Genomic DNA, 20,500 nt, shown 5'->3' with positions numbered 1-20,500 from the left:
AAACGACCGCACCAACAGGCCGGACATATGGACGCAAGCGATCGAAACTGCCTGACGCCAACCATTGCAGACAGGGCGCCGTCCACATATGGATCCCAGGGTCTCCGCGACGTCGCTTCGCTCCTGCTTCGCCCAGGGATGACGAAGTTGAGGAAGGCTTCTGTCAATCGCGAATGTCTGTGACCGAAACGAATGATGAAGCTTGGCCGCTAAACTAGGCCCTCAGCCTGACCCCGTCAGGATCGAAGAACGGCATCGGCGCCATGCCGGTGCGGGCGACGGTCGAGGCCCGGCTCGCCGGCGACGGCTACCGCGTCGAGATCATGGTGACCGCGGCAGCCTGAGCTGCAATCTATTGGGGAGACGACGCCATGGCTCGAGACCTGACCATCGCGGTCTGCCAGACCGGCCCGATCCAGAAAAGCGCGCAACGGGCCGAAACGGTGGACCGGCTCGTCGCGCTTCTGGAAAGAGCGGCCGCCGCCGGCGCCGAAATCGCGGTATTTCCCGAACTGGCGCTGACAACCTTCTTTCCGCGCTGGCGCATCGACGACCAGGCCGAGATCGAGGCGTTCTTCGAACCGGCCATGCCGGGCCCGCAGACGCAGCGCCTTTACGAAGCCGCGGCGCGGCTCAAGATAGGCTTCGCGCTCGGCTATGCCGAGCTGACGCGCGTCGACGGGGGCCGCTTCAACACGATGGATCTGGTCGGGCAGGACGGCAAGCTTGTCGGGCGCTATCGCAAAATCCATGTGCCGGGATCGAGTGAGCCGGAACCGGGCACGACCGTCCATCTCGAGCGACGTTATTTCGAGCCCGGCAATCTCGGTTTTCCGGTCTTCGTCTATCGCGGCGTGCGCGTCGGCATGGCCATCTGCAACGACCGGCGCTGGCCGGAGACCTACCGTATGCTCTGTCTCAACGGTGCCGAAATCGTCCTGATCGGCTACAACACGCCGCTGCTGCTCGATGAGGCGCCGGCGCTGGCGCATCTGCGCATGTTCCACAACCACCTGCCGATGCAGGCCGGCGCCTATCAGAACACGGTCTGGGTCGCGGCAGCGGCCAAGGCCGGCGTCGAGGACGGCCAGGCCTTGATCGGCGGCTCCTGCATCATCGCCCCGACCGGCGAAATCGCGGCGCAGGCGATGTCGCTCGACGACGAGGTGATCGTCCATCGCGCCGATCTCGACCTGATCGCCGTCTGCCGCAAGGTGAATTTCGACTTCGCCAAATATCGCCGGCCCGACCAATATCGGCTGATCGCGGATCAGGTTTGAGGTGACGGCCCTCGCTGGCGTCAGAGCGCTTTGCGTTTTGGTGGAACCAAAACGGCGCCCTAACTCTTTGTTTTAACGCATTTTGTCGGACGCCAAACGAAGACGTTTGGCTGCAAAATGCTCTAGGAAACAGCAACGAGATGACCGTTGCCAAGATCCTTCAGGGCCAGTTTCGGCGGGTCTTCGCCGATTTTTCGAGTCGGGCTCGGGATCTCCTGGTCGAGACGCGCGAAACGCGGCCGGCGCTTTGCCGGATCGGGCACCGGCACGGCCTCGATCAAGCGCTTCGTGTAGGGATGGCGCGGGTTCGAAAAGACCTGGTCGCGGGTGCCCATTTCGACGATCTGGCCGAGATACATGACGGCGACACGATCGGAAATGTTCTCGACCACCGCCATGTCGTGCGAGATGAACAGATAGGCGATGCCGAATTCGCGCTGCAGTTCCTTCAGCAGGTCGAGCACGCGGGCCTGCACCGACACGTCGAGCGCCGAAACGCTTTCGTCGGCGATGATGAGCTTGGGCCTGAGCGCCAGCGCGCGGGCGATGCAGATACGCTGGCGCTGGCCGCCCGAGAATTCGTGTGGATAGAGCTCCATCTGGTCGGCCGACAGGCCGACGCGTTCGAACAGCGTCGCCACAAGCTGGCTGCGCTCTTCCTTCGAGGCGATGCCATGGATCAACAGCGGCTCGGCAACGAGATCGCCGACGCGCATGCGCGGGTCGAGCGAGGCATAGGGATCCTGGAAAATCATCTGCACGTCGCGGCGAACCGCCTTGCGCTGGTCACGGCCAAGGCCCGCCAGATTGCGCCCGCCGATCACGATATCGCCGTGGTAGGGCACCAGCCCGGCCAGCGCCTTGGCGGTGGTCGACTTGCCGCAGCCGGATTCGCCGACCAGCGCCAGCGTCTCGTGCGGCGCGATCGAAAAGCTGACGCCTTCGACGGCGTGGACACGGCGGTTCACTTGGCCGAAGAAGCCACCGCGCAGGTCGAAATGGACATGCAGATCGTTGACCACCGCCACGCTTCCGGGCATTTCCGCTTCGACGGATTTTTGTTCGGCGGATTTTTGGCGGCCGACGCCGGTACCAATGCGCGGCACGGCAGCGAGCAGTTCACGCGTGTAGTCGGCTTGCGGCCTGGCGAAAATATCGGCGGCTGTTCCCTGCTCGACCATGCGGCCGTGCCGCATGATGACGACGCGATCGGCCATTTCGGCAACCACGCCCATGTCGTGGGTGATGAGGATGATGCTGGTGCCATGCTCGCGCTGCAGATCGCGCAGCAGTTCCAGCACCTCGCCTTGCACGGTGACATCGAGCGCCGTCGTCGGCTCGTCGGCGATCAGCACATCCGGTTTCAGCGCCAGCGCCATGGCGATCATCACGCGCTGGCGCATGCCGCCGGACAGTTCGTGCGGAAACTGCTTTAGCCGGCTTTCGGCTTCCGGGATGCGGACAGCCTTCAGCGCCTCGATGGCGCGCCGGCGCGCCTCGGCGCGAGACAGACCGGTATGGGCCTCGATGGACTCGACCAGCTGCCGGCCGATCGACAGCACCGGATTGAGCGAGGTCATCGGCTCCTGAAAAATCATCGCGATGCGGTCGCCGCGAATGCGGCGCATCTGGCGCTCATCGAGCACCGCCAGATCGATGTCGCCTCGATCCATATCACGAAGCCGGATCGTGCCGGATTCTATCCGGGCGGCCGGCTGCGGAAGCAACTGCATGATCGCCAGCGCGGTCATCGATTTGCCGGAGCCGGATTCACCGGCAATGCACAGCGTCTCGCCGCGGTTGAGTTTCAGGGAAAGATCCGAAACGACTTCGCGCCCACCGTCTTCGCCGCGTACGCTGACGGAGAGGTTGGTGATGTCGAGGATGGGCTTTGTTTCGCTGGTCATCGCAGGCGCAACTCTGCGAGGGATTTATTCCGTCGCGCCCCCCTCTGGCCTGCCGGCCATCTCCCCCTCAAGGGGGGAGATCGGATTTCGCCTCGGCTTTCGCCACTCGCCACGGGTTGAGGAAAGGCGGGACGACGAAACTGCCAATCTCCCCCCTTGAGGGGGAGATGTCCGGCAGGACAGAGGGGGGTGCCACGCCGACTCAACGTCATTCGAAGACGCAGCGCGGGAAGTAGAACGACACCACCCAGTTCGGCATGTCGACGATCTCGCTGATCCGGAGATCGCCGCAGACCGAAACCAGCATGTAGGCCTCGACCGGGTCCATTCCGTAGCGGCCGGCAAGCAGGTCGACCATCTGGGAGACCGCTTCCCTGGCGCCCGTCATCAGGTCCGGTCCGATGCCGGTCGTCACTTCGTAGCCCTTGGCATCGAGATGGCGCGTCACTGGCCCTGGCGTGGTGAAGCGCGGTGTCTTCAGCCTGATATCCTTGACCAGGTCGAGCTTGAGCACGACATCCATCGGGCTTTCGATCGCCGTGCCGCACACTTCGCCGTCGCCCTGCGCGGCATGCGTGTCGCCGACCGAAAACAGCGCACCGGCCACCTCCACCGGCAGATAGAGCGTGGTGCCGGCCGCGAGATCGCGGATGTCGAGATTGCCGCCGACGCGCCTTGGCGGCACCACCGAGTGGAGGCCCATTTCAGCCGGCGCGTTGCCGATGGTGCCGGCAAAGGGTTTCAGCGGCACGCGGGCTTGTCTGCCGAACAGCGCCGGTTCGAGCGAGGCGGCGTCGTATGTCCAGATGTTCAGCGCCGGTTCCGGGAAGTCGTCGGCGAGCAGGCCGAACCCCGGAATGTTCCCCGTCCAGCCGAAGCCGGACGGCTTGAACATCTCGATCGTCACCTTCAGCGCATCGCCCGGCTCAGCACCGTCGACGAAGATCGGCCCGGTCACCGGGTTGATCCTGTCAAAGTCGAGCTTGGCGACGTCGGCAACAGTGCTGTCGGCCTGAAGCTGGCCACCCGACGAATCGAGGCACTGGAACTCGATCGTCGAACCGGGCGCTACCCGCTCAGTCGGGACAAAGGAATTGTCCCAGCCGAAATGGTGATGGCGCCCGTGGATGGTGTAGTCGCAGTTATTGCACATCGGTCACATACACATTGTCATAGTTGATCGGGATATGGACGGGGTCGACATAGAGATTGTCGGCGCCGCCCATCCGGGCCGATTTCATGGTGAAGCGCTGCTCGTTGAAGACCGGCGCCCAGGGCGCGTCTTCCATGATCTTGTCGTAGATCGCGCTCCACATCTTGGCACGTTCGCCTGATTTGGCCGGGTCGACGACCGAGTCGGCTTCCGCCGCCTTGGCGTCGAGATCCTTGTTGCAGTACCATGACCAGTTCCAGCCGCCCGGAACCGCGCCGGCGCAGCCGAGGATCGGCCCGTAGAAGTTCGACGGATCGGGGAAATCGGCGATCCAGGCCATGCCGCCGGACCAGATCATCGGCGCGCCGGCCTTGTCGCCGCCGGCTGCGATGACGTTGGCCTGCGCGAGCGACTGGATGCTGGCCTTGATGCCGACCGCCGCCAGATCCTGCTGGATCGCCTGGGCGATGCGCGGGTTTGGATCGGTGTTCATGGCGAACAGCTGCGTGTCGAAACCATCGGGATGACCGGCCTCGGCAAGCAAAGCCTTGGCCTTGGCCACGTCATAGGGATAACCCTTGAATTCCTTGTCGTAGCCGGGCATCGACGGCGGCAGCGGCTGGTTGGCCGGCACCGCACGGTTGTTGATCAGCTGAACGATACGGTCCTTGTTGATCGCCATGTTGACCGCTTGCCGCACCTTCACATTGTCGAAGGGCGCCATGGTGGTATTCATGGTGATGTAGCCGGTGTGCAACTGGCCGCCCTCGACGACGCGGGCCTTCTGCTCGGGATCGGCCATCACCTCCTGGAACTTGGCCGGCGGGATGCCGTCGCCGGGGACGTCGATCTCGCCCTTCTGCAGGCGCAGCAGCGCCACGATCGGCTCCTGCCCGATCTCGAAGCTGATCTTGTCGAGATGCGGCAGGCCCTTGTGCCAGTAATCCGGGTTGCGCTCGAAGACGACGCGCTGGCCGAGCGTCCATTCGGCGAGCTTGAAAGCCCCGGTGCCGACAGGATGCTTGCCGAAGTCCGCGCCGTATTTCTCGACTTCCTCCTTCGGCACGACATGCGAGAAGTTGATGCCCATGACATGCAGGAAGGTGGCGTCGGGCCGGGTCAGTTCGAACTTGATCGTGTAGGGGTCGACGACGGTGACGCCCGCCAGGCTTTCTGCCTTGCCGGCAGCGACATCGTCATAGCCTTTGATCGAGCCGAAGAAGCCGGCGCCCGGGCTCTGCGTCTTCGGATTGGTGACGCGATCAAGCGAATATTTCACGTCGTCGGCAGTCATCTCGCGGCCATTGTGGAACTTCACCCCTTGGCGCAGCTTGAAGGTGAAGGTCTTGCCGTCGGGGGCGATCTCGTAACTCTCGGCGAGGTCGGGCCGCAGGTTGGTGGTGCCCGGCTCGTAGTCCATCAGCCCGTCGAACAGGCTCTTGATCATCGACCAGTTCTGCCAGTCATAGCCGATGGCCGGATCGAGCGTGGCGACGTCGTCCTTGTAGGTGATGGTGATCGCACCGCCCGGCTTGGCGTTCGGATCGACGGCGTCTTCGCCGCGAACGCTTGCCGTGCCGAGCATCAGCGCGAGCGCCGACATGGCCACGGTGGAGGTCAGGAATTTCTTCATCTCGTGTTCCCTTTCTCTGGTTGTTACCGGTCTTTTTTGGCTTTCATCTGAGCTTGATGCGCGGATCGATGAACGGTGCGACGGTGTCGGCCAGGAGATTGCCGAGCACGATGGCGAAGGCCGAAACCAGGGTGACACCCATGATGATCGGAATGTCGACGCGCTGGATGGCCTGCCAGGCAAGCTGGCCGATGCCGGGCCAGCCGAACACGCTTTCGACCACCACGATCCCGCCCATGAAGATGCCGATGTCGATGCCGATCATGGCGATGACCGGCAGGATGGCGTTGGGCAGTGCATGGCGGAAAATGATGGCGCCGCGCGCAAGGCCCTTGGCGCGAGCGGTCCGCATATAGTCCTGGCGCAGCACGTCGATCATCGACGAGCGCATCATGCGGGCGTACCAGCCGGCGCCGAGGATCCCCATGGTCAGCGAGGGCAACACCAAATGACGCCAGGTGCCGTAGCCGCCGATCGGAAACCAGCCGAGCCGCACGGCGAATACATAAAGGAGCAGCAGGCCGACGACGAATTGCGGCGCCGAGACGCCGACAAAGGACGCGACCATCAGCGTCTGGTCGGTGGCGGTGCCGCGCCTGACGGCGGCAAGCAGGCCCATCGTCAGGCCGATCGCCAGCTCGCAAAGGATGGCGCCGACCATCAGCAGCAGGCTTGCCGGCAGCCGCGAGACGATGAGCTCCGTGACCTCGGAACGCTGGATGTAGGAGCGCCCGAGATCGCCGCTGAGCAGGCTGGTCAGATAGTGCCAGTACTGGATGAAGAAGGGCTGATCGAGGCCGAGCTGCCGACGGATGTTCTCGACCGTCTCGGGCGTGGCGCTGCGGCCGGCGATCTGTCGGACGGGATCGGCGGGCAGCAGGTAGAGCAACGCAAAGGTGATCAGCGACACGCCGAGCAGGATGAGCAGCGATTGAATGACGCGGCGGCCGAGATAGGCGATCATGCCCGGCCCCTTTGCGTCGGATCGAGGATGTCGCGCAGCGCATCGCCGATGAGGTTGAAGGCCAGCGCCAGCGCCAGGATCGCCGCACCCGGAAAGAAGACCAGCCAGGGTGCTGCCTGGAAATAGGTCTGGTTCTCGAAAATGATGTTGCCCCAGGATGCGGTCGGCGGCTGCACGCCGATGCCGAGATAACTGAGCGTTGCTTCGAGCAGCACCGTGGTCGAGATGCCGAGCGTGCCCCAGACGATGATCGTCGGCAGCAGATGCGGCAGGATATGGCGAAACAGGATGCGTGGTGCGCTGGCACCGATCGTACGCTCGGCGTCTATGAACTCGCGCTCGGCGAGCGAGCTGGTCTCGGTGTAGATGACCCGCGCGGTCTGCACCCAGTTCACCAGTGCGATCACCATGGCAACGATCCACAGGCTCGGCTGGAGCACCGCCGCCAGGCAGATGGCGAGCAGCAGCGCCGGAAAGGCCATCATCAGATCGGTGAAGCGCATCAGCGCGTTGCCGATCCAGCCGCGGAAATAACCCGCGGTGACGCCGACCAGCGTGCCGATCAGAAGCGCCACGCCGTTGGCGACGATGCCGATGATCAGCGAGGTGCGTGCGCCGAAAAGGATGCGGGTCAGCAGATCGCGGCCGAGCAGATCCGTGCCCAGCCAGAAGCTGGCATTCGGCGGCAAGGGCGCACCTTCAAGCGTCAGCCCGTCAAACATCTGCTCGTTTGGATCGTAGCCCGTCAGCCACGGCGCCAGGATGGCGCCAGCCACGACGACGGCAACGATCACCAGGCCGATCAATGCCAGAGGACGCTTGACCAGGCGCCGCCAGACGCCGGCGCGTGGCTTGACCGGCATGCGCCCGGTTGCCGGAAGATCAGGCGCGATGGGACTGGTCATCGCCGCCTTCTTCCGTCATCGCCACGATCCTGCGCGCGGCCGCCTCGACACTGATCTGCCAGCTCATCGCCAGCGACCGGAGCTGCGCATAGGCGCGGCCGTCCTCGGCGCCCTTCGACAAGGCCTCCACCGCGCGCACGATGGTCTGGCGCTCCGCGACGCGCAGGCGAAGCGACGATATCTCGCCTGCCAAAAGCTTGCGCGCCTCAAAACTCTGCCGTGCGATCAAAAGGGCGCTGTAGACGCCGGCATTGCCGACCGGCTTCAGCAACTGGGCGTCGGCCTTGTGCGACAGCGCCCACTCGATGCGGCCCGGCGCTTCGGAGCCGATCAGCGCCACCAGCGGCATCGGCGCCTCACCCGGCGCCCATGGGAATTGTTCGTCGAAGCCGAGGTCGGCATCGAAGAAGACGAAATCCGCTGCCAGCGCCTCGGCCGGCAGTTCCGGCCAGCAGCCGACCGTGTCGAGGCCGATGGCCGACAATTGCCGCGTGATCGCCTGCACCGTCGGATGCGGACGATGCAGGACAAAGGCCCTGGCGCCGCCGAGATTCGGGATGCGCGGGACCTTGCTCACGACACCACCCTCAGGCGTGGGCGGCCGAACGTCTCGGTCCGGTCATAGCGGGACAGATAGGGATCGGGCGCCACTCCCTTGGTCAGCGTGACGGTCTTGAATGCGGTCCCCTCGATGCGCCCGATCTGCACCGGCAAGGTGGCGTGCTGGGTTTGCGGATCGATGGAGATGTCGCCGAGCGGGGTTCGAAACGAGGTTCCGGCAAAGGCCTGGGGAAGGTCCGGCCATTGTGCGCCGGGATTGCGGGCGAGGATTTCGGCAAGCGTCCGCACCGAGGCATAGGCCGCCGCCTCGAAGGACGAGGCAGGCATGATGGAGGGCGCCGAATCGCCCTGGCGATCCGCTGCCGAGATGTCGTGAAAGTACGGTCCGACGGAAAGGTGACCATTGCCCGCATCATTGAGCGCCGGCAACTCGCATTCGGTGAGATTGCAGGACAGGATCGGGCAGCGCTCCGGCCTGAAATGCGGGTCGCGTTCGGCAAGTTCGGCATAGGCCGCGATGAAGGCGTAGGATGAGGAGCCGATCAGGTTGTTCAGGATGAACTCCGGCCGGGTCGCCTGGATCTCGGCGATCAGCCTGGAGACATCGACCTCGCCGAGCGGCAGATAGCGTTCGCCCAAAACCTTGCCGCCGGCATCGGCGATCAGGTCGCGGGCGACACGGTTGGTTTCCCAGCCCCAGATGTAGTTCGAGCCGAGCAGGAAGCCGTTGGCGCCGAAGCGCGGCACGACATGGGCCAGCAGCGGGACGAGATGCTGGTTTGGGCAAGCGTGCATGTAGACGACATGCTCGTTCGCTTCGAAGCCCTCATAGGGGCAGGCGTACCAGAGCGTGCCGCCGGCGCGCTCGAGGATCGGAATGACCTCCTTGCGGCTCCATGACGTGATGCAGCCAATGATGTGGCGCGCGCCGCTGTTGCCGAGAATGTCGGCGCAGCCCGTCGCGTAGCCATCGATGTTGCCCTGCGGGTCGCGCTCCACCGGAACGAATTCGATCGGGATGGCGGGATCGGCGTTGACATCGGCGATGGCCGTCATCGCACCCGAACGGCAGGATTCGGACAGCAGGCGGTAGTTGCCCGACCGCGAGTAAAGGATGCCGATTTCGATACGCCGTCCCAAGCAAATCCCCAAAAATAACAATGCCCCGCAGCCGCCGCCGCGGAAGGCGAGGCATACGAGGCATTTTTGCCGCCCGGCGGTCGGAGCCGGTATTTTCCCCATCAGCGTATTCCGTACGGCGGGTCAGTCAAGCGGGAAAGTGAGGGCCGGGAACGTGACCGCGTTGCGTCTGGTTGCGCGAGGGGCCTCGCCGAGAATTCGTCCTATCTCAGCGGTGGGCGCGTTTCTCGTCCGTCGCCGCCCGGTCGATCGCCAGCCCATTCGTCGACGGGGAGACACCAAATTTTTCGCCAGCGTCCTCGGCTGTATAGTATCCTAGGGCGACATCCCTCAGCACCAGTTCCGGATCGCGCTGCAACGGATCGCCATAGCCGCCGCCGCCCGGCGTGCCGACGCGCACGCGGTCGCCGGCCTTCAGCGCGATGTCCTGCTCCTTGGAGAGGTGCGGCGGCACATGTTCCTTGCCGTCGCGGAACACGGTCACCGTGTTGACCGCGCCGTCCTTGCCGCCGAGTGCGCCCTGCGGACCGAAACGGCCATGGTCCATGACGAAGGAGGCGCGGGCGTCGCCGCGCAGGATCTCGACCTCATAGGCGAGCCCAAAACCGCCGCGATGCTTGCCGGCGCCGCCCGAGCCTTCGCGCAGGGCATAGTGGCGGTAGAGCACCGGAAAAGCCTGCTCCATGATTTCGACCGGCGGCGATTTGGAGATGCCGATGGTCGAGCAGCCATTGGTCAGGCCGTCATGACCGGCATTGCCGCCATAGCCGCCGCCGGAGATCTGGTACATGACGTAGTCGCGGCCGCGCGCCGGATCGTTGCCGCCGAGCGCGAAATTGCCGCTGGAGCCGGCCGGGGCCGCCGTCACCTTGGCCGGCAGCGCCTGCACCATCGCCGCGAACACCGCCTCGGCGATGCGCTGCGAAACCTCGGCCGCGCAGCCCGAGACCGGGCGCGGATATTTGGCGTCGAGGAAGGTGCCTTCCGGCCGCTTGACGATCAGCGGCTCGAAGGCGCCGGCGCTGATCGGCACATCCGGAAAAATATGACGCATGGCGAGGTAGACCGAGGACAACGTCGTCGCCAGAACGCTGTTCATCGGCCCGGCGCAAGGTTTTGACGAGCCTGAAAAATCGAAGCTGAGCGTGTCGCCCTGTTTCTCCACCGCGAGCGCGATGGTCAGCGGCTCGTTCACCACCCCGTCGGAATCGACGAAGGCCTTGGAGCGATAGATGCCGTCGGGAATGGCTGATATGTTGGCGCGCATCTGTTCGGCGGCGCGGCGGCGCAGTTCGGCGATCGCCTCGACGACTATTTCGTTGCCGTAACGATCCAAGATTCCGTTGAGCCGGTCCTGACCGATCAGCAGGGCCGCCGCTTGCGCACGGATGTCGCCGATGCGCTGGTCGGCAACCCTGATGTTCGAGCAGATGATGGCGTAGATTTCGCGATCGAGCACGCCCTTCTTGAACAGTTTCACCGGCGGCAGCCGAAGGCCCTCCTGCTCGACCGCCGTTGCCGAGGCGGAAAAGCCGCCCGGCACCGAGCCGCCAATATCGGGCCAGTGGCCGGTGTTCGACAGCCAGCAGAAAATCTTTCCATCCCTGTAGACCGGCATGGCGAAGCGCACATCCATCAGGTGGGTGCCGCCGAGATAGGGGTCGTTGACGATGTAGATGTCGCCGGGCTCGGGCGGCAGGCAGCGTCCGTCGGCGATCATCTCGATCACCGTTCTGGTCGAATACTGCATCACGCCGACGAACACCGGCAGGCCCTGGCTGCCCTGTGCGATCAGCGAACCATCGACGGCCGAATAAATGCCGTCGGAGCGGTCGTTGGCCTCGGCGATAACAGGCGAAAACGCGGCGCGCGAAAACGTCAGGTCCATCTCGTCGCAGACCTGCTGCAGCGCCGCCTGGATGACCGAAAGCGTGATCGCGTCGAGCTTTTCCATCTCAGGCCCCACTAACCCACTCAATGCCGATGTCGATGATGATGTTGCCGTCGGCGTCCGATCGCGCCCGGTCGCCGGGCTCGAGCACGGTGGTGGCATCCATCTGTTCGAGGATCGCCGGCCCTTCGATGACGGCATCGAGCGGCAGCTTTTCCCTGCTATAGACCGGCGTGTGGTGCCAGTGTCCGCCATACCAGACCGGCCGGATTTCGCGGCGCGCCTCATCAAGCGTTTTGGCGCGACCAGCCGGGTCGATCAATCGCGAAAGATCGATCGCCGGCCGCACGCCGGTCACCGACGTATTGAGGTTGACCAGATTGGCGCGGATTTCCGGCAGCTCGACCTTGAAGCGGGCGAAATAGGCCTTTTCGAACAGCTGCTGCAGTACCTCGCGCGTCACCGAAGACGACGGCAGCGGCACGTTGATGATATGGGTCTGGCCGACGAACTGCATGTCGGCGGAATGGGTGACGCGGATCGTCTCCGGTTTCACCGCTTCCTTGCCGATCAGCTCTTCGCCTTCGTTTCGGTGCCGTTCCAATATCGCGTGAAGCTGGCTTTCATCAAGACTGGCCACCGGTTGGTTCACGGTGTTAACGAAATCGTGCCTGAGATCGGCGACGACGCAGCCGAGCGCATTGGTGATGCCCGGCCGCGCCGGCACCAGCACTTTTGGCAGGCCAAGCTCGCGCGCCAGTGCTGTCGCATGCAGCGGCCCGGCGCCGCCAAAGGCGAACAGCGCGAAATCGCGCGGGTCGTGGCCGCGCGACACCGACACCATGCGGATGGCGCCGGCCATCTTCATGTTGCCGAGCCGCAGCACCGCGCCAGCCGCCTCGACGCCGGACAGGCCCGTCGCCTTCCCGATCCTGTCCTCGAATATCCCGGTGACGTGTTCGACGGTGACCGGATTTTCGACGGCAAGCAGCTTCTTCGGCGCCAGCCGGCCGAGCACCAGATTGGCATCGGTGATGGTCGGCTCGCTGCCGCCGCGGCCGTAGCAGATCGGGCCGGGATTGGCGCCGGCGCTTTGCGGGCCGATCTGGATCAGGCCCGCCGCATCGACACGGGCGATCGAGCCGCCACCGGCGCCGACCGTATGCACCGCCACCATCGGCACATGGATCGGCATTGCATATTCGATCTCGATTTCGTTCGACACGGCGGGCTCGGCATTGCGGATCAGCGCCACGTCGGTCGAGGTGCCGCCCATGTCGTAGGTGACCAGGTTTTCGAAGCCGGCGCGTTTTCCCGTATAGGCGGCGGCGATGACACCGGACGCCGGGCCGGACATCACGGTCTTGGCCGACTCACGTGTGACAAAGCGGGCCGAGATCATGCCGCCATTGCCGTTCATGATCAGGAAGTCGCGGGCATAGCCTTTTGATCCCAGTTCCTTGCGCAGCCGCTCGACATAGCGCTCGAGGATCGGCTGTACCGAGGCGTTGACCGAAGCGGTTACGCCGCGCTCGAATTCGCGCGCTTCCGACAGCAGCGCATGGCCTGTCGTGATGTAGCTATTCGGCCAAAGCTCGGCGGCGATCTCGGCCGCGCGCCGTTCATGCGCCGGATTGGCGTAGGAATGCAGGAAATGGATGACCAGGGATTCGCAGCCGGCCTCGATCAACTGGGAAATCGCCGCGCGCATCTCGGCTTCGTCGAGATGGATACGCACCGCGCCCGAGGCTTCGACGCGCTCCGACACTTCAAGCCGCAGATTGCGCGGAATGATCGGCACGAAGCTGCCCGTCATGCCATAGGCCTGCGGCCGTGTCCGCCGGCCAAGCTCGATGACGTCGCGAAAGCCGCGCGTGGTGATCATGCCGGTTTTCGCCAGCCGGCGTTCGAGCACCGCGTTGGTGGTGGTGGTCGTGCCGTGCACGATGAGGTCGATGCCGCGGATGGGGAAGCCGGTGGCACCGAGCGCCGAAACGACGCCGAAGGCCTGGTTGTCGATCGTGGTCGGGGTCTTGGCGATATGCACCTTGCCACCGTGACGGCCGTCGATCAGAAGCAGGTCGGTAAAGGTTCCGCCGACGTCGATGCCGGCGACGACGCTGCCCGAGGAATCCAGCGTCTGCGCCGAAAAATTCTCTTCCATTGTCGAAACCCGAAATGTCAGGACTACAGATATGTCTCAGTTTGGAAAGGTGTTTCACGCTGGCGTCTTGACGCAAATATCATTTGTATACTAATAAATTCCGGACACAAGAGCTTACCGCTTCGCAGTGTGCAAACGGCACGCCGGAACCTGATCGGTTCGGGCGCGCAGGAGAAGGTTTGGCGTCAGCGCCCTCGGGTTGGCCAGAAGGTTAGGTTTGATGAACACCACATCCGCGCTCAACACCGCCGGCGCCCGGCCGCTGCAGTTCCCAATACCGGCCAATGTCTATGCCGAAACCGTCGTCTCGGTGAAGCACTATACCGACCGGCTGTTTTCGTTTCGCATCACCCGGCCGCAATCGCTGCGCTTCCGCTCCGGCGAGTTCGTCATGATCGGCCTGCCCAACGCCGAGAAGCCGGTGTTCCGCGCCTATTCGATCGCCAGCCCTGCCTGGGACGACGAACTGGAATTCTTCTCGATCAAAGTACCGGACGGCCCGCTGACCTCGCAGCTGCAGAAGATCGAGATCGGCGACACCGTCATCATGCGGCAGAAGTCGACCGGCACGCTGGTTGTCGACGCGCTGACCCCGGCCAAGCGCCTGTTCATGATCTCGACCGGCACCGGCATCGCGCCCTTCGCCAGCCTGCTGCGCGATCCCGATACCTATGAAAAATTCGAGCAGGTCGTCCTGACCCACACCTGCCGCGACAATGCCGAACTCACCTACGGCCAGGAGCTGGTTGCAGAGCTGGAGAACGACCCGCTGATCGGCGAGCTGACTGGTGGCCGCGTCACGCTCTACAATTCGACGACGCGCGAGACCTCCGAGCGCATGGGCCGCATCACCGCGCTGATCGGCTCGGGAAAATTCTATGCCGATCTCGGCATCGACAAGCTCGACCCGGAGACCGACCGCATCATGATCTGCGGCTCGATGCACATGCTTAGGGATGTCAAGGAACTGGCCGAAAGCCTCGGCTTCCAGGAAGGCTCGCTGCACCATCCGGCAAGCTTCGTCGTCGAGCGCGCCTTCGTCGGCTGAGACGCAGTCCAGCGTTCGCTGCTTTCAGACTCTGATTTGACCATGCGGTCAAAATCAGCTGCTTTCGCAGGCTTTTTCCGTTATGACCGCCCGAAGGACTCGTGAAGCGCTGCTTCACGGTCTATCTTCGGCATAAGTCGTCGAACGAAAGGGCAGGAGATGAGCAGCACAATCCGCGAAGCCGATCTTAGTGCCGACAGATTGGGACCTTCCAAGATCACGCCGCTGCCGGCGCGCACCGCCGCCAATGCGCCGGCGCCGCAAGCGCACGGCATTGCCCGCAATCCCGGCATGAAGCTCGATCTCGGCTTCATGGAATCGATGCGCAGCGTCAACCGCTCGGCGCTGGAACGGCGTGTCGCCAGCCTGACCAAGCGGCGCTCGATCAAGGCAGACAACCAGGCCGCCTGGCTGCTGCGCGCCGTCGCCTGCATGGACCTGACCACGCTGAACTCGAACGACACCGACGAGCGCGTCCGCCGGCTCTGCGCCAAGGCGGTCAATCCGTTCCGCCGCGACATCGTCGAAGGGCTCGGCATTACTGGTGAAAAGATCCGCCCGGCGGCGGTCTGTGTCTATCATCCCTTCGTCGCCACCGCCGTCGATGCGCTACGCGGCACCGGCATTCATGTCGCCGCGGTATCCACAGCGTTCCCGCACGGCCTCACCCCGCTTTCGACGCGCCTGCAGGAGATCGAAGCTTCGGTGAGGGATGGTGCTGACGAGATCGACGTCGTCATTCCGCGCGGCCTGGTATTCGCGGCGAAATGGCAGGAACTCTATAACGAGATCGTCTCGATGCGCGCCGCCTGCGGCGAGGCGCATCTGAAGGTTATTCTCGGCACCGGCGACCTCGCCACGCTGCGCAACGTCATGCTCGCCTCGATGGTGGCGATGATGGCCGGCGCGGACTTCATCAAGACCTCGACCGGCAAGGAAAGCGTCAACGCGACGCTACCGGTCGGCCTTGCCATGGTGCGCGCCATCCGCGCCTATTTCGAGGAGACCGGCTACCTCATCGGCTTCAAGCCGGCCGGCGGCATTTCCACGGCAAAGGCATCGCTCGACTGGCTGGTGCTGATGAAGGAAGAGCTTGGCCGGCGATGGCTGGAGCCAGACCTGTTCCGCTTCGGCGCGTCGAGCCTTTTGACCGACATCGAGCGCCAGCTCGAGCACCATCTGACCGGTCATTATTCGGCCAACCATCGCCACGCGATGGCGTAGCGTCCTACCCTCCCCCTTGTGGGGAGGGTCGCCGCGAAGCGGCGGGGGGGGGGTCAAAGGAATCAGGTAGCCGTGCAATGAACCAAGCCAATAGCCAATTACCCCCACCCCGATCGGCTTTGCCGATCGACCCTCCCCGCAAGGGGGAGGGTAAAGGAGGCGCCCGATGAACATTCTCGAACGCTATCATGCCATGGACTACGGCCCGGCGCCGGAGGCCCGCAACGAGGCCGATGGCTGGCTTGCGGCGCGCGATTTTTCCAAAGCGCTGTTCATCGGTGGCGACTGGAAAGCAGCCGGCGGCGGCAATACCTTCGACACCAACGAACCATCTTCGGGAAAACTGCTGGCCAAGGTGTCGGATGCCGGTGCTGCCGATATCGACGCGGCGGTTTCGGCCGCCACAAAAGCGCTGCCGAAATGGAGCGCCAGCTCCGGCTACAGCCGAGCCAAAGTGCTCTATGCCATCGGCCGCGCCATGCAGCGCCACCAGCGCCTGTTCGCGGTGCTGGAATCGATCGACAACGGCAAGCCGATCCGCGAAAGCCGCGACATCGACGTGCCGCTGGCCATCCGTCATTTCATCCATCATGCCGGCTGGGCGCAGGCACTGGACAAGGATTTCCCTGATCAGAAGGGCGTCGGCGTCGTCGGCCAGATCATCCCTTGGAACTTCCCGCTTTTGATGCTGGCCTGGAAGATCGCGCCGGCGCTGGCCGCCGGCTGCGCGATAGTGCTCAAGCCGGCCGAATTCACGCCGCTCACCGCCATCCTGTTCGCCGAGATCTGCGAACGATCAGGCGTGCCGAAGGGTGTCGTCAACATCGTCCAGGGCGGGCCGGAGGCGGGTGCGGCCATCGTCAATCATCCCGGCATCCAGAAGATCGCCTTCACCGGCTCGTCCGAGGTCGGCAAGATCATCCGCAAGGCCACTGCAGGATCAGGGAAAAAAATATCGCTGGAGCTTGGCGGCAAGTCGGCTTTCGTCGTCTTCGAGGACGCCGACCTCGACAGCGCCGTCGAGGGACTGGTTGACGGCATCTGGTTCAACCAGGGCCAGGTCTGCTGCGCCGGCTCGCGCCTGCTGGTGCAGGAAGGCATCGCCGAGGCCTTTATCGCCAAGGTCAAGACACGGATGAGCCGGTTGCGCGTCGGCAGCCCGCTCGACAAGAACACCGATATCGGCCCGCTGGTCGACCTGACCCAGCTCGATCGCGTCAAGGGGCTGGTCGCCGCAGGCGCCAAGCAGGGCGCCGTCTGCTGGCAGCCGGATGTGGCGCTGCCGCCCTCCGGCTATTACCATCTGCCGACGCTGGCGACAGGCGTTTCGCCGGCCAACATCCTGGCGCAGGAGGAGGTGTTCGGCCCGGTGCTGGCGACCATGACCTTCCGCAACACCGAGGAGGCGATCGAGCTCGCCAACAACACGCGCTACGGCCTGGCCGCCTCGGTGTGGAGCGAAAACGTCAACCTTGCGCTGCACGTCGCGCCGCAATTGAAGGCCGGCGTCGTCTGGGTCAACGGCACCAATATGTTCGACGCCGCCTGCGGCTTCGGCGGCTACCGCGAGAGCGGTTTTGGCCGCGAAGGCGGGCGCGAGGGCATGTTCGAATATCTCTCGGCGAAACTGCCGCTCGGCCCGGCCATCAAGCCGGCAACGGCTACGGCCCAACCTGTCGAGCAGGCGGAAGGCGACGCCATCGATCGCACGGCAAAGCTGTTCATCGGCGGCAAGCAGGTCAGGCCGGACGGCAATTATTCGCTTGCCGTCGCCAACGCCAAGGGCAGGCTTGCCGGCGAGGTCGGTCTCGGCAGCCGCAAGGATATCCGCGATGCCGTCGCGGCTGCACGTGCCTGCAAGGGCTGGCCGGAGGCGACCGCCTACAACCGCAGCCAGGTGCTTTACTATCTGGCCGAGAACCTGTCCGGCCGCGCGGGCGAATTTGCCGCCCGCCTCACGGAGCTTACCGGCGCCACCGCCAAGGCCGCGCGCGAAGAGGTCGAGATGTCGATCGAGCGGCTGTTCCTCTATGCCGGCCTGGCCGACAAGTTCGAGGGCCGTGTCCACCAGCCGCCGGCCCGCGCCGTCACCTTGGCACTGCACGAGCCGGTCGGCGTCTTCGGCATCATGGCGCCCGACAATGCGCCCCTGCTTGGCCTGATCTCGCTGGTGGTGCCAGCGCTCGCCATGGGCAACACCGTCGTCGCGGTGCCTTCGGAAAAATATCCGCTGCTTGCCACCGATCTCTACCAGGTCATCGAATATTCCGACGTCCCGGCCGGCGCCATCAACATCGTCACCGGCCGCAGCGCCGAGCTCGCCGGCGTGCTGGCCAAGCATGACGACGTCGACGGGCTCTGGGTGTTCGCCGATGCCGAGACCTGCGCCAAGGCCGAAGCCGACTCTGTCGGCAATCTCAAGCGCGTCTGGACCGGCAACGGCCGCAGCCTCGACTGGGCATCGGCCGAGGCCGCCGGCGATGCTTTCCTGCGCCGTGCCGTCGAGGTCAAGAACGTCTGGGTGCCCTACGGCGACTGAGCTGTCGCTTTTCGCGCAGCGTCGGACGAGAAGCGTTCGGGCTTGACGGGCCAAAAGATGTTCTTTACCGAGAAAAAACATTTGGCCCGCAGGCGAATATCGGAACAGGCGGCATGGTAGCCGTCCGTCTGGCACATTGTGCCTTGGCCCTGGGCCGGTAAAAACCGGGCGATCGCAGACAGGCGAGGAGAAAAGCATGGCGGATCTGGCAGGCAAGATCGTTGTCGTCACGGCGGCGGCACAAGGCATCGGCCGGGCGAGCGCGCTGGCTTTCGCCAAGGCGGGCGCTGTTGTCCACGCCACCGACATCAACGAGGTGATGCTCGCCGAACTTGGCAGGACCCCCGGCATCAAGACCCGCAAGCTCGACGTGCTGAACGACGAGGCGGTCGAAACCGCCTTTGCCGAGATCGGCGCCGTCGACGTGCTGTTCAACTGCGCCGGCTTCGTCCATTCGGGCTCGATCCTCGAGATGAAGGACGCCGACCTCGACTTTGCCTACGATCTCAACGTTCGCTCGATGATCCGCACCATCCGCGCCGTGCTGCCCGGCATGCTGGAGCGCGGCAACGGTTCGATCATCAACATGGCGTCGCTGGCCGGTTCGACCAAGGGCGTGCCAAACCGCTTCGTCTATGGGCTGACCAAGGCTGCCGTCATCGGCCTGACCAAATCTGTTGCCGCCGACTATGTCGGCAAGGGCATACGCTGCAATGCCATCTGCCCGGGCACGGTCGAAAGCCCGTCGCTGCAGGACCGCATGCATGCGCAGGGCGACTACGAGGCAGCCCGCGCCGCCTTCATCGCCCGCCAGCCGATGGGCCGCCTCGGCACGCCCGAGGAAATCGCCGATCTCGCCGTCTATCTGGCCGGTGCTACTTATACGTCGGGACAGGCTTATAATATCGACGGCGGCTGGTCGATCTAGGAGTCAAAATCCTATTCTGCCGGGCGCCTGACGCGGCGTCTGTGCTTACCTAGGCTCACGTACTTTAAGTACGCTCCGCTCCGGTTCTCGAAAACCACGCCATTCGCCGCAGCGGAGCGAGTTTGCAAACGGCCTCTGGTCGCAACTGGGAGAAAAATTCTATGAAACTGCTGCGCTATGGCGAAGCGGGGAGCGAATGCCCCGGCCTGCTCGATGCGGACGGGACAATCCGTGACCTCTCCGCCCATGTCACCGACATTGCCGGCAAGGCGCTCGACCCGGCATCGCTCGATACGTTGTCGAAGCTCGATCCGAAATCGCTGCCGGCAGTTTCCGGCAAGCCGCGCATCGGCGCCTGCGTCGCCGGCACTGGCAAATTCATCTGCATCGGCCTGAACTATTCCGACCATGCCGCCGAGACCGGCGCCGTCGTGCCGCCGGAGCCGATCATCTTCATGAAGGCAAGCTCGGCCATCGTCGGGCCTGATGACGACGTGCTGATCCCGCGCGGCTCGGTGAAAACCGATTGGGAAGTCGAGCTTGGCGTGGTCATCGGCAGAAAAGCCAAATATGTCACCGAGGCCGAGGCGCTGGATTATGTCGCCGGCTACTGCGTCGCGCATGACGTTTCCGAGCGCGCCTTCCAGGCCGAGCGTCAGGGCCAGTGGACCAAGGGCAAGTCCTGCGACACGTTTGGGCCGATCGGCCCGTGGCTGGTGACCAAGGACGAGGTCAAGGACCCGCAGAACATCCCGATGTGGCTGAAGGTCAACGGCAAGACGATGCAGAACGGCTCGACCAGGACCATGGTCTATGGCGTCGCCTACCTGGTTTCCTACCTCAGCCAGTTCATGTCGCTGCATCCGGGCGACATCATCTCGACCGGCACGCCGCCCGGCGTCGGGCTGGGCATGAAGCCGCCGGTGTTCCTGAAGCCCGGCGACGTCGTGGAGCTCGGCATCGAAGGGCTGGGCATCCAGAAGCAGACGTTCAAGGCGGATTTGTAGGCGCTCTGCCTTCTCCCCTTGTTGTGGGAGAAGGTGGATTGGCGCGTAGCGCCAAGACGGTTGAGCAACCGTGCTTCAAACGAAAGCCGGATTCCAGGGTTTGTTGGTGCGCACCATAGCGTTGAGGGTTGTGATGAGCTTGCGCATGACGGCGAC

The 20,500-nt window shown here is 64.2% G+C and carries 15 protein-coding genes and 1 pseudogene; 7 read left to right on the top strand and 9 right to left on the bottom strand.

The window, feature by feature from the left end:
• Positions 1-260 precede the first annotated feature (260 nt).
• Positions 261-344 (top strand): annotated as a pseudogene (locus NKH12_RS25790) (RidA family protein); the annotation flags it as partial.
• 27 nt (positions 345-371) lie between these two features.
• Positions 372-1,280, top strand: coding sequence for a nitrilase-related carbon-nitrogen hydrolase (locus NKH12_RS25785; protein ID WP_352955731.1), 909 nt, complete (start codon positions 372-374; stop codon positions 1,278-1,280).
• Positions 1,281-1,402: 122 nt separating this feature from the next.
• On the opposite strand, the gene NKH12_RS25780 is transcribed toward NKH12_RS25785, so the two are convergent.
• From NKH12_RS25780 to NKH12_RS25740, 9 genes are all read right to left on the bottom strand, one after another.
• Positions 1,403-3,187 (bottom strand): ABC transporter ATP-binding protein, encoded by a 1,785-nt coding sequence (locus NKH12_RS25780; protein WP_352955730.1) that lies wholly within the window; start codon positions 3,185-3,187, stop codon positions 1,403-1,405.
• 208 nt (positions 3,188-3,395) lie between these two features.
• Positions 3,396-4,340 carry an acetamidase/formamidase family protein gene (locus tag NKH12_RS25775; protein ID WP_352955729.1) on the bottom strand — a complete coding sequence of 315 codons (945 nt, stop codon included), beginning with the start codon at positions 4,338-4,340 and terminating at the stop codon, positions 3,396-3,398.
• The gene (locus NKH12_RS25770; RefSeq protein ID WP_502910849.1) at positions 4,330-5,925 is read right to left on the bottom strand and encodes an ABC transporter substrate-binding protein; all 1,596 of its coding nucleotides are present in this window, start codon (positions 5,923-5,925) and stop codon (positions 4,330-4,332) included. The genes NKH12_RS25775 and NKH12_RS25770 overlap by 11 nt, the downstream gene beginning before the upstream one ends.
• 91 nt (positions 5,926-6,016) lie before the next feature.
• Entirely contained in the window at positions 6,017-6,937 is a 921-nt protein-coding gene (locus NKH12_RS25765; protein ID WP_352955727.1) for an ABC transporter permease, read from the bottom strand.
• Positions 6,934-7,842 carry an ABC transporter permease gene (locus NKH12_RS25760; RefSeq protein ID WP_502910848.1) on the bottom strand — a complete coding sequence of 303 codons (909 nt, stop codon included), beginning with the start codon at positions 7,840-7,842 and terminating at the stop codon, positions 6,934-6,936. Before NKH12_RS25760 ends, NKH12_RS25765 begins: the two co-directional genes overlap by 4 nt.
• Entirely contained in the window at positions 7,820-8,419 is a 600-nt protein-coding gene (locus tag NKH12_RS25755) for an ANTAR domain-containing response regulator (protein WP_352955726.1), read from the bottom strand. Before NKH12_RS25755 ends, NKH12_RS25760 begins: the two co-directional genes overlap by 23 nt.
• Entirely contained in the window at positions 8,416-9,543 is a 1,128-nt protein-coding gene (locus NKH12_RS25750) for a transporter substrate-binding protein (protein WP_352955725.1), read from the bottom strand. The genes NKH12_RS25755 and NKH12_RS25750 overlap by 4 nt, the downstream gene beginning before the upstream one ends.
• A 208-nt stretch (positions 9,544-9,751) precedes the next feature.
• Positions 9,752-11,497 (bottom strand): hydantoinase B/oxoprolinase family protein, encoded by a 1,746-nt coding sequence (locus tag NKH12_RS25745; protein WP_352955724.1) that lies wholly within the window; start codon positions 11,495-11,497, stop codon positions 9,752-9,754.
• Between the two features lies 1 nt (position 11,498).
• Positions 11,499-13,598, bottom strand: coding sequence for a hydantoinase/oxoprolinase family protein (locus NKH12_RS25740; protein ID WP_352955723.1), 2,100 nt, complete (start codon positions 13,596-13,598; stop codon positions 11,499-11,501).
• Between the two features lie 220 nt (positions 13,599-13,818).
• Here NKH12_RS25740 and NKH12_RS25735 point away from each other — a divergent pair, with 220 nt between their 5' ends.
• The 5 genes from NKH12_RS25735 (at position 13,819) to NKH12_RS25715 (ending at position 20,344) form a co-directional block, all read left to right on the top strand.
• Positions 13,819-14,646 (top strand): ferredoxin--NADP reductase, encoded by an 828-nt coding sequence (locus tag NKH12_RS25735; protein WP_352955722.1) that lies wholly within the window; start codon positions 13,819-13,821, stop codon positions 14,644-14,646.
• Between the two features lie 159 nt (positions 14,647-14,805).
• Positions 14,806-15,870 carry a deoxyribose-phosphate aldolase gene (gene deoC / locus NKH12_RS25730; RefSeq protein WP_352955721.1) on the top strand — a complete coding sequence of 355 codons (1,065 nt, stop codon included), beginning with the start codon at positions 14,806-14,808 and terminating at the stop codon, positions 15,868-15,870.
• Positions 15,871-16,036: 166 nt separating this feature from the next.
• The gene (locus NKH12_RS25725) at positions 16,037-18,409 is read left to right on the top strand and encodes an aldehyde dehydrogenase family protein (protein WP_352955720.1); all 2,373 of its coding nucleotides are present in this window, start codon (positions 16,037-16,039) and stop codon (positions 18,407-18,409) included.
• Between the two features lie 196 nt (positions 18,410-18,605).
• Positions 18,606-19,337 (top strand): SDR family oxidoreductase, encoded by a 732-nt coding sequence (locus NKH12_RS25720; protein WP_352955719.1) that lies wholly within the window; start codon positions 18,606-18,608, stop codon positions 19,335-19,337.
• Between the two features lie 161 nt (positions 19,338-19,498).
• On the top strand, positions 19,499-20,344 hold the full coding sequence (locus NKH12_RS25715; RefSeq protein WP_352955718.1) for a fumarylacetoacetate hydrolase family protein: 846 nt from the start codon (positions 19,499-19,501) through the stop codon (positions 20,342-20,344).
• Positions 20,345-20,500: the final 156 nt, after the last annotated feature.

It is taken from the genome of Mesorhizobium sp. M1322 (assembly GCF_040318085.1).
Classification (GTDB): domain Bacteria; phylum Pseudomonadota; class Alphaproteobacteria; order Rhizobiales; family Rhizobiaceae; genus Mesorhizobium.
The sequence above is the reverse complement of the archived record's forward strand: the minus strand, read 5'-3'. Positions and strand labels throughout refer to the sequence as shown.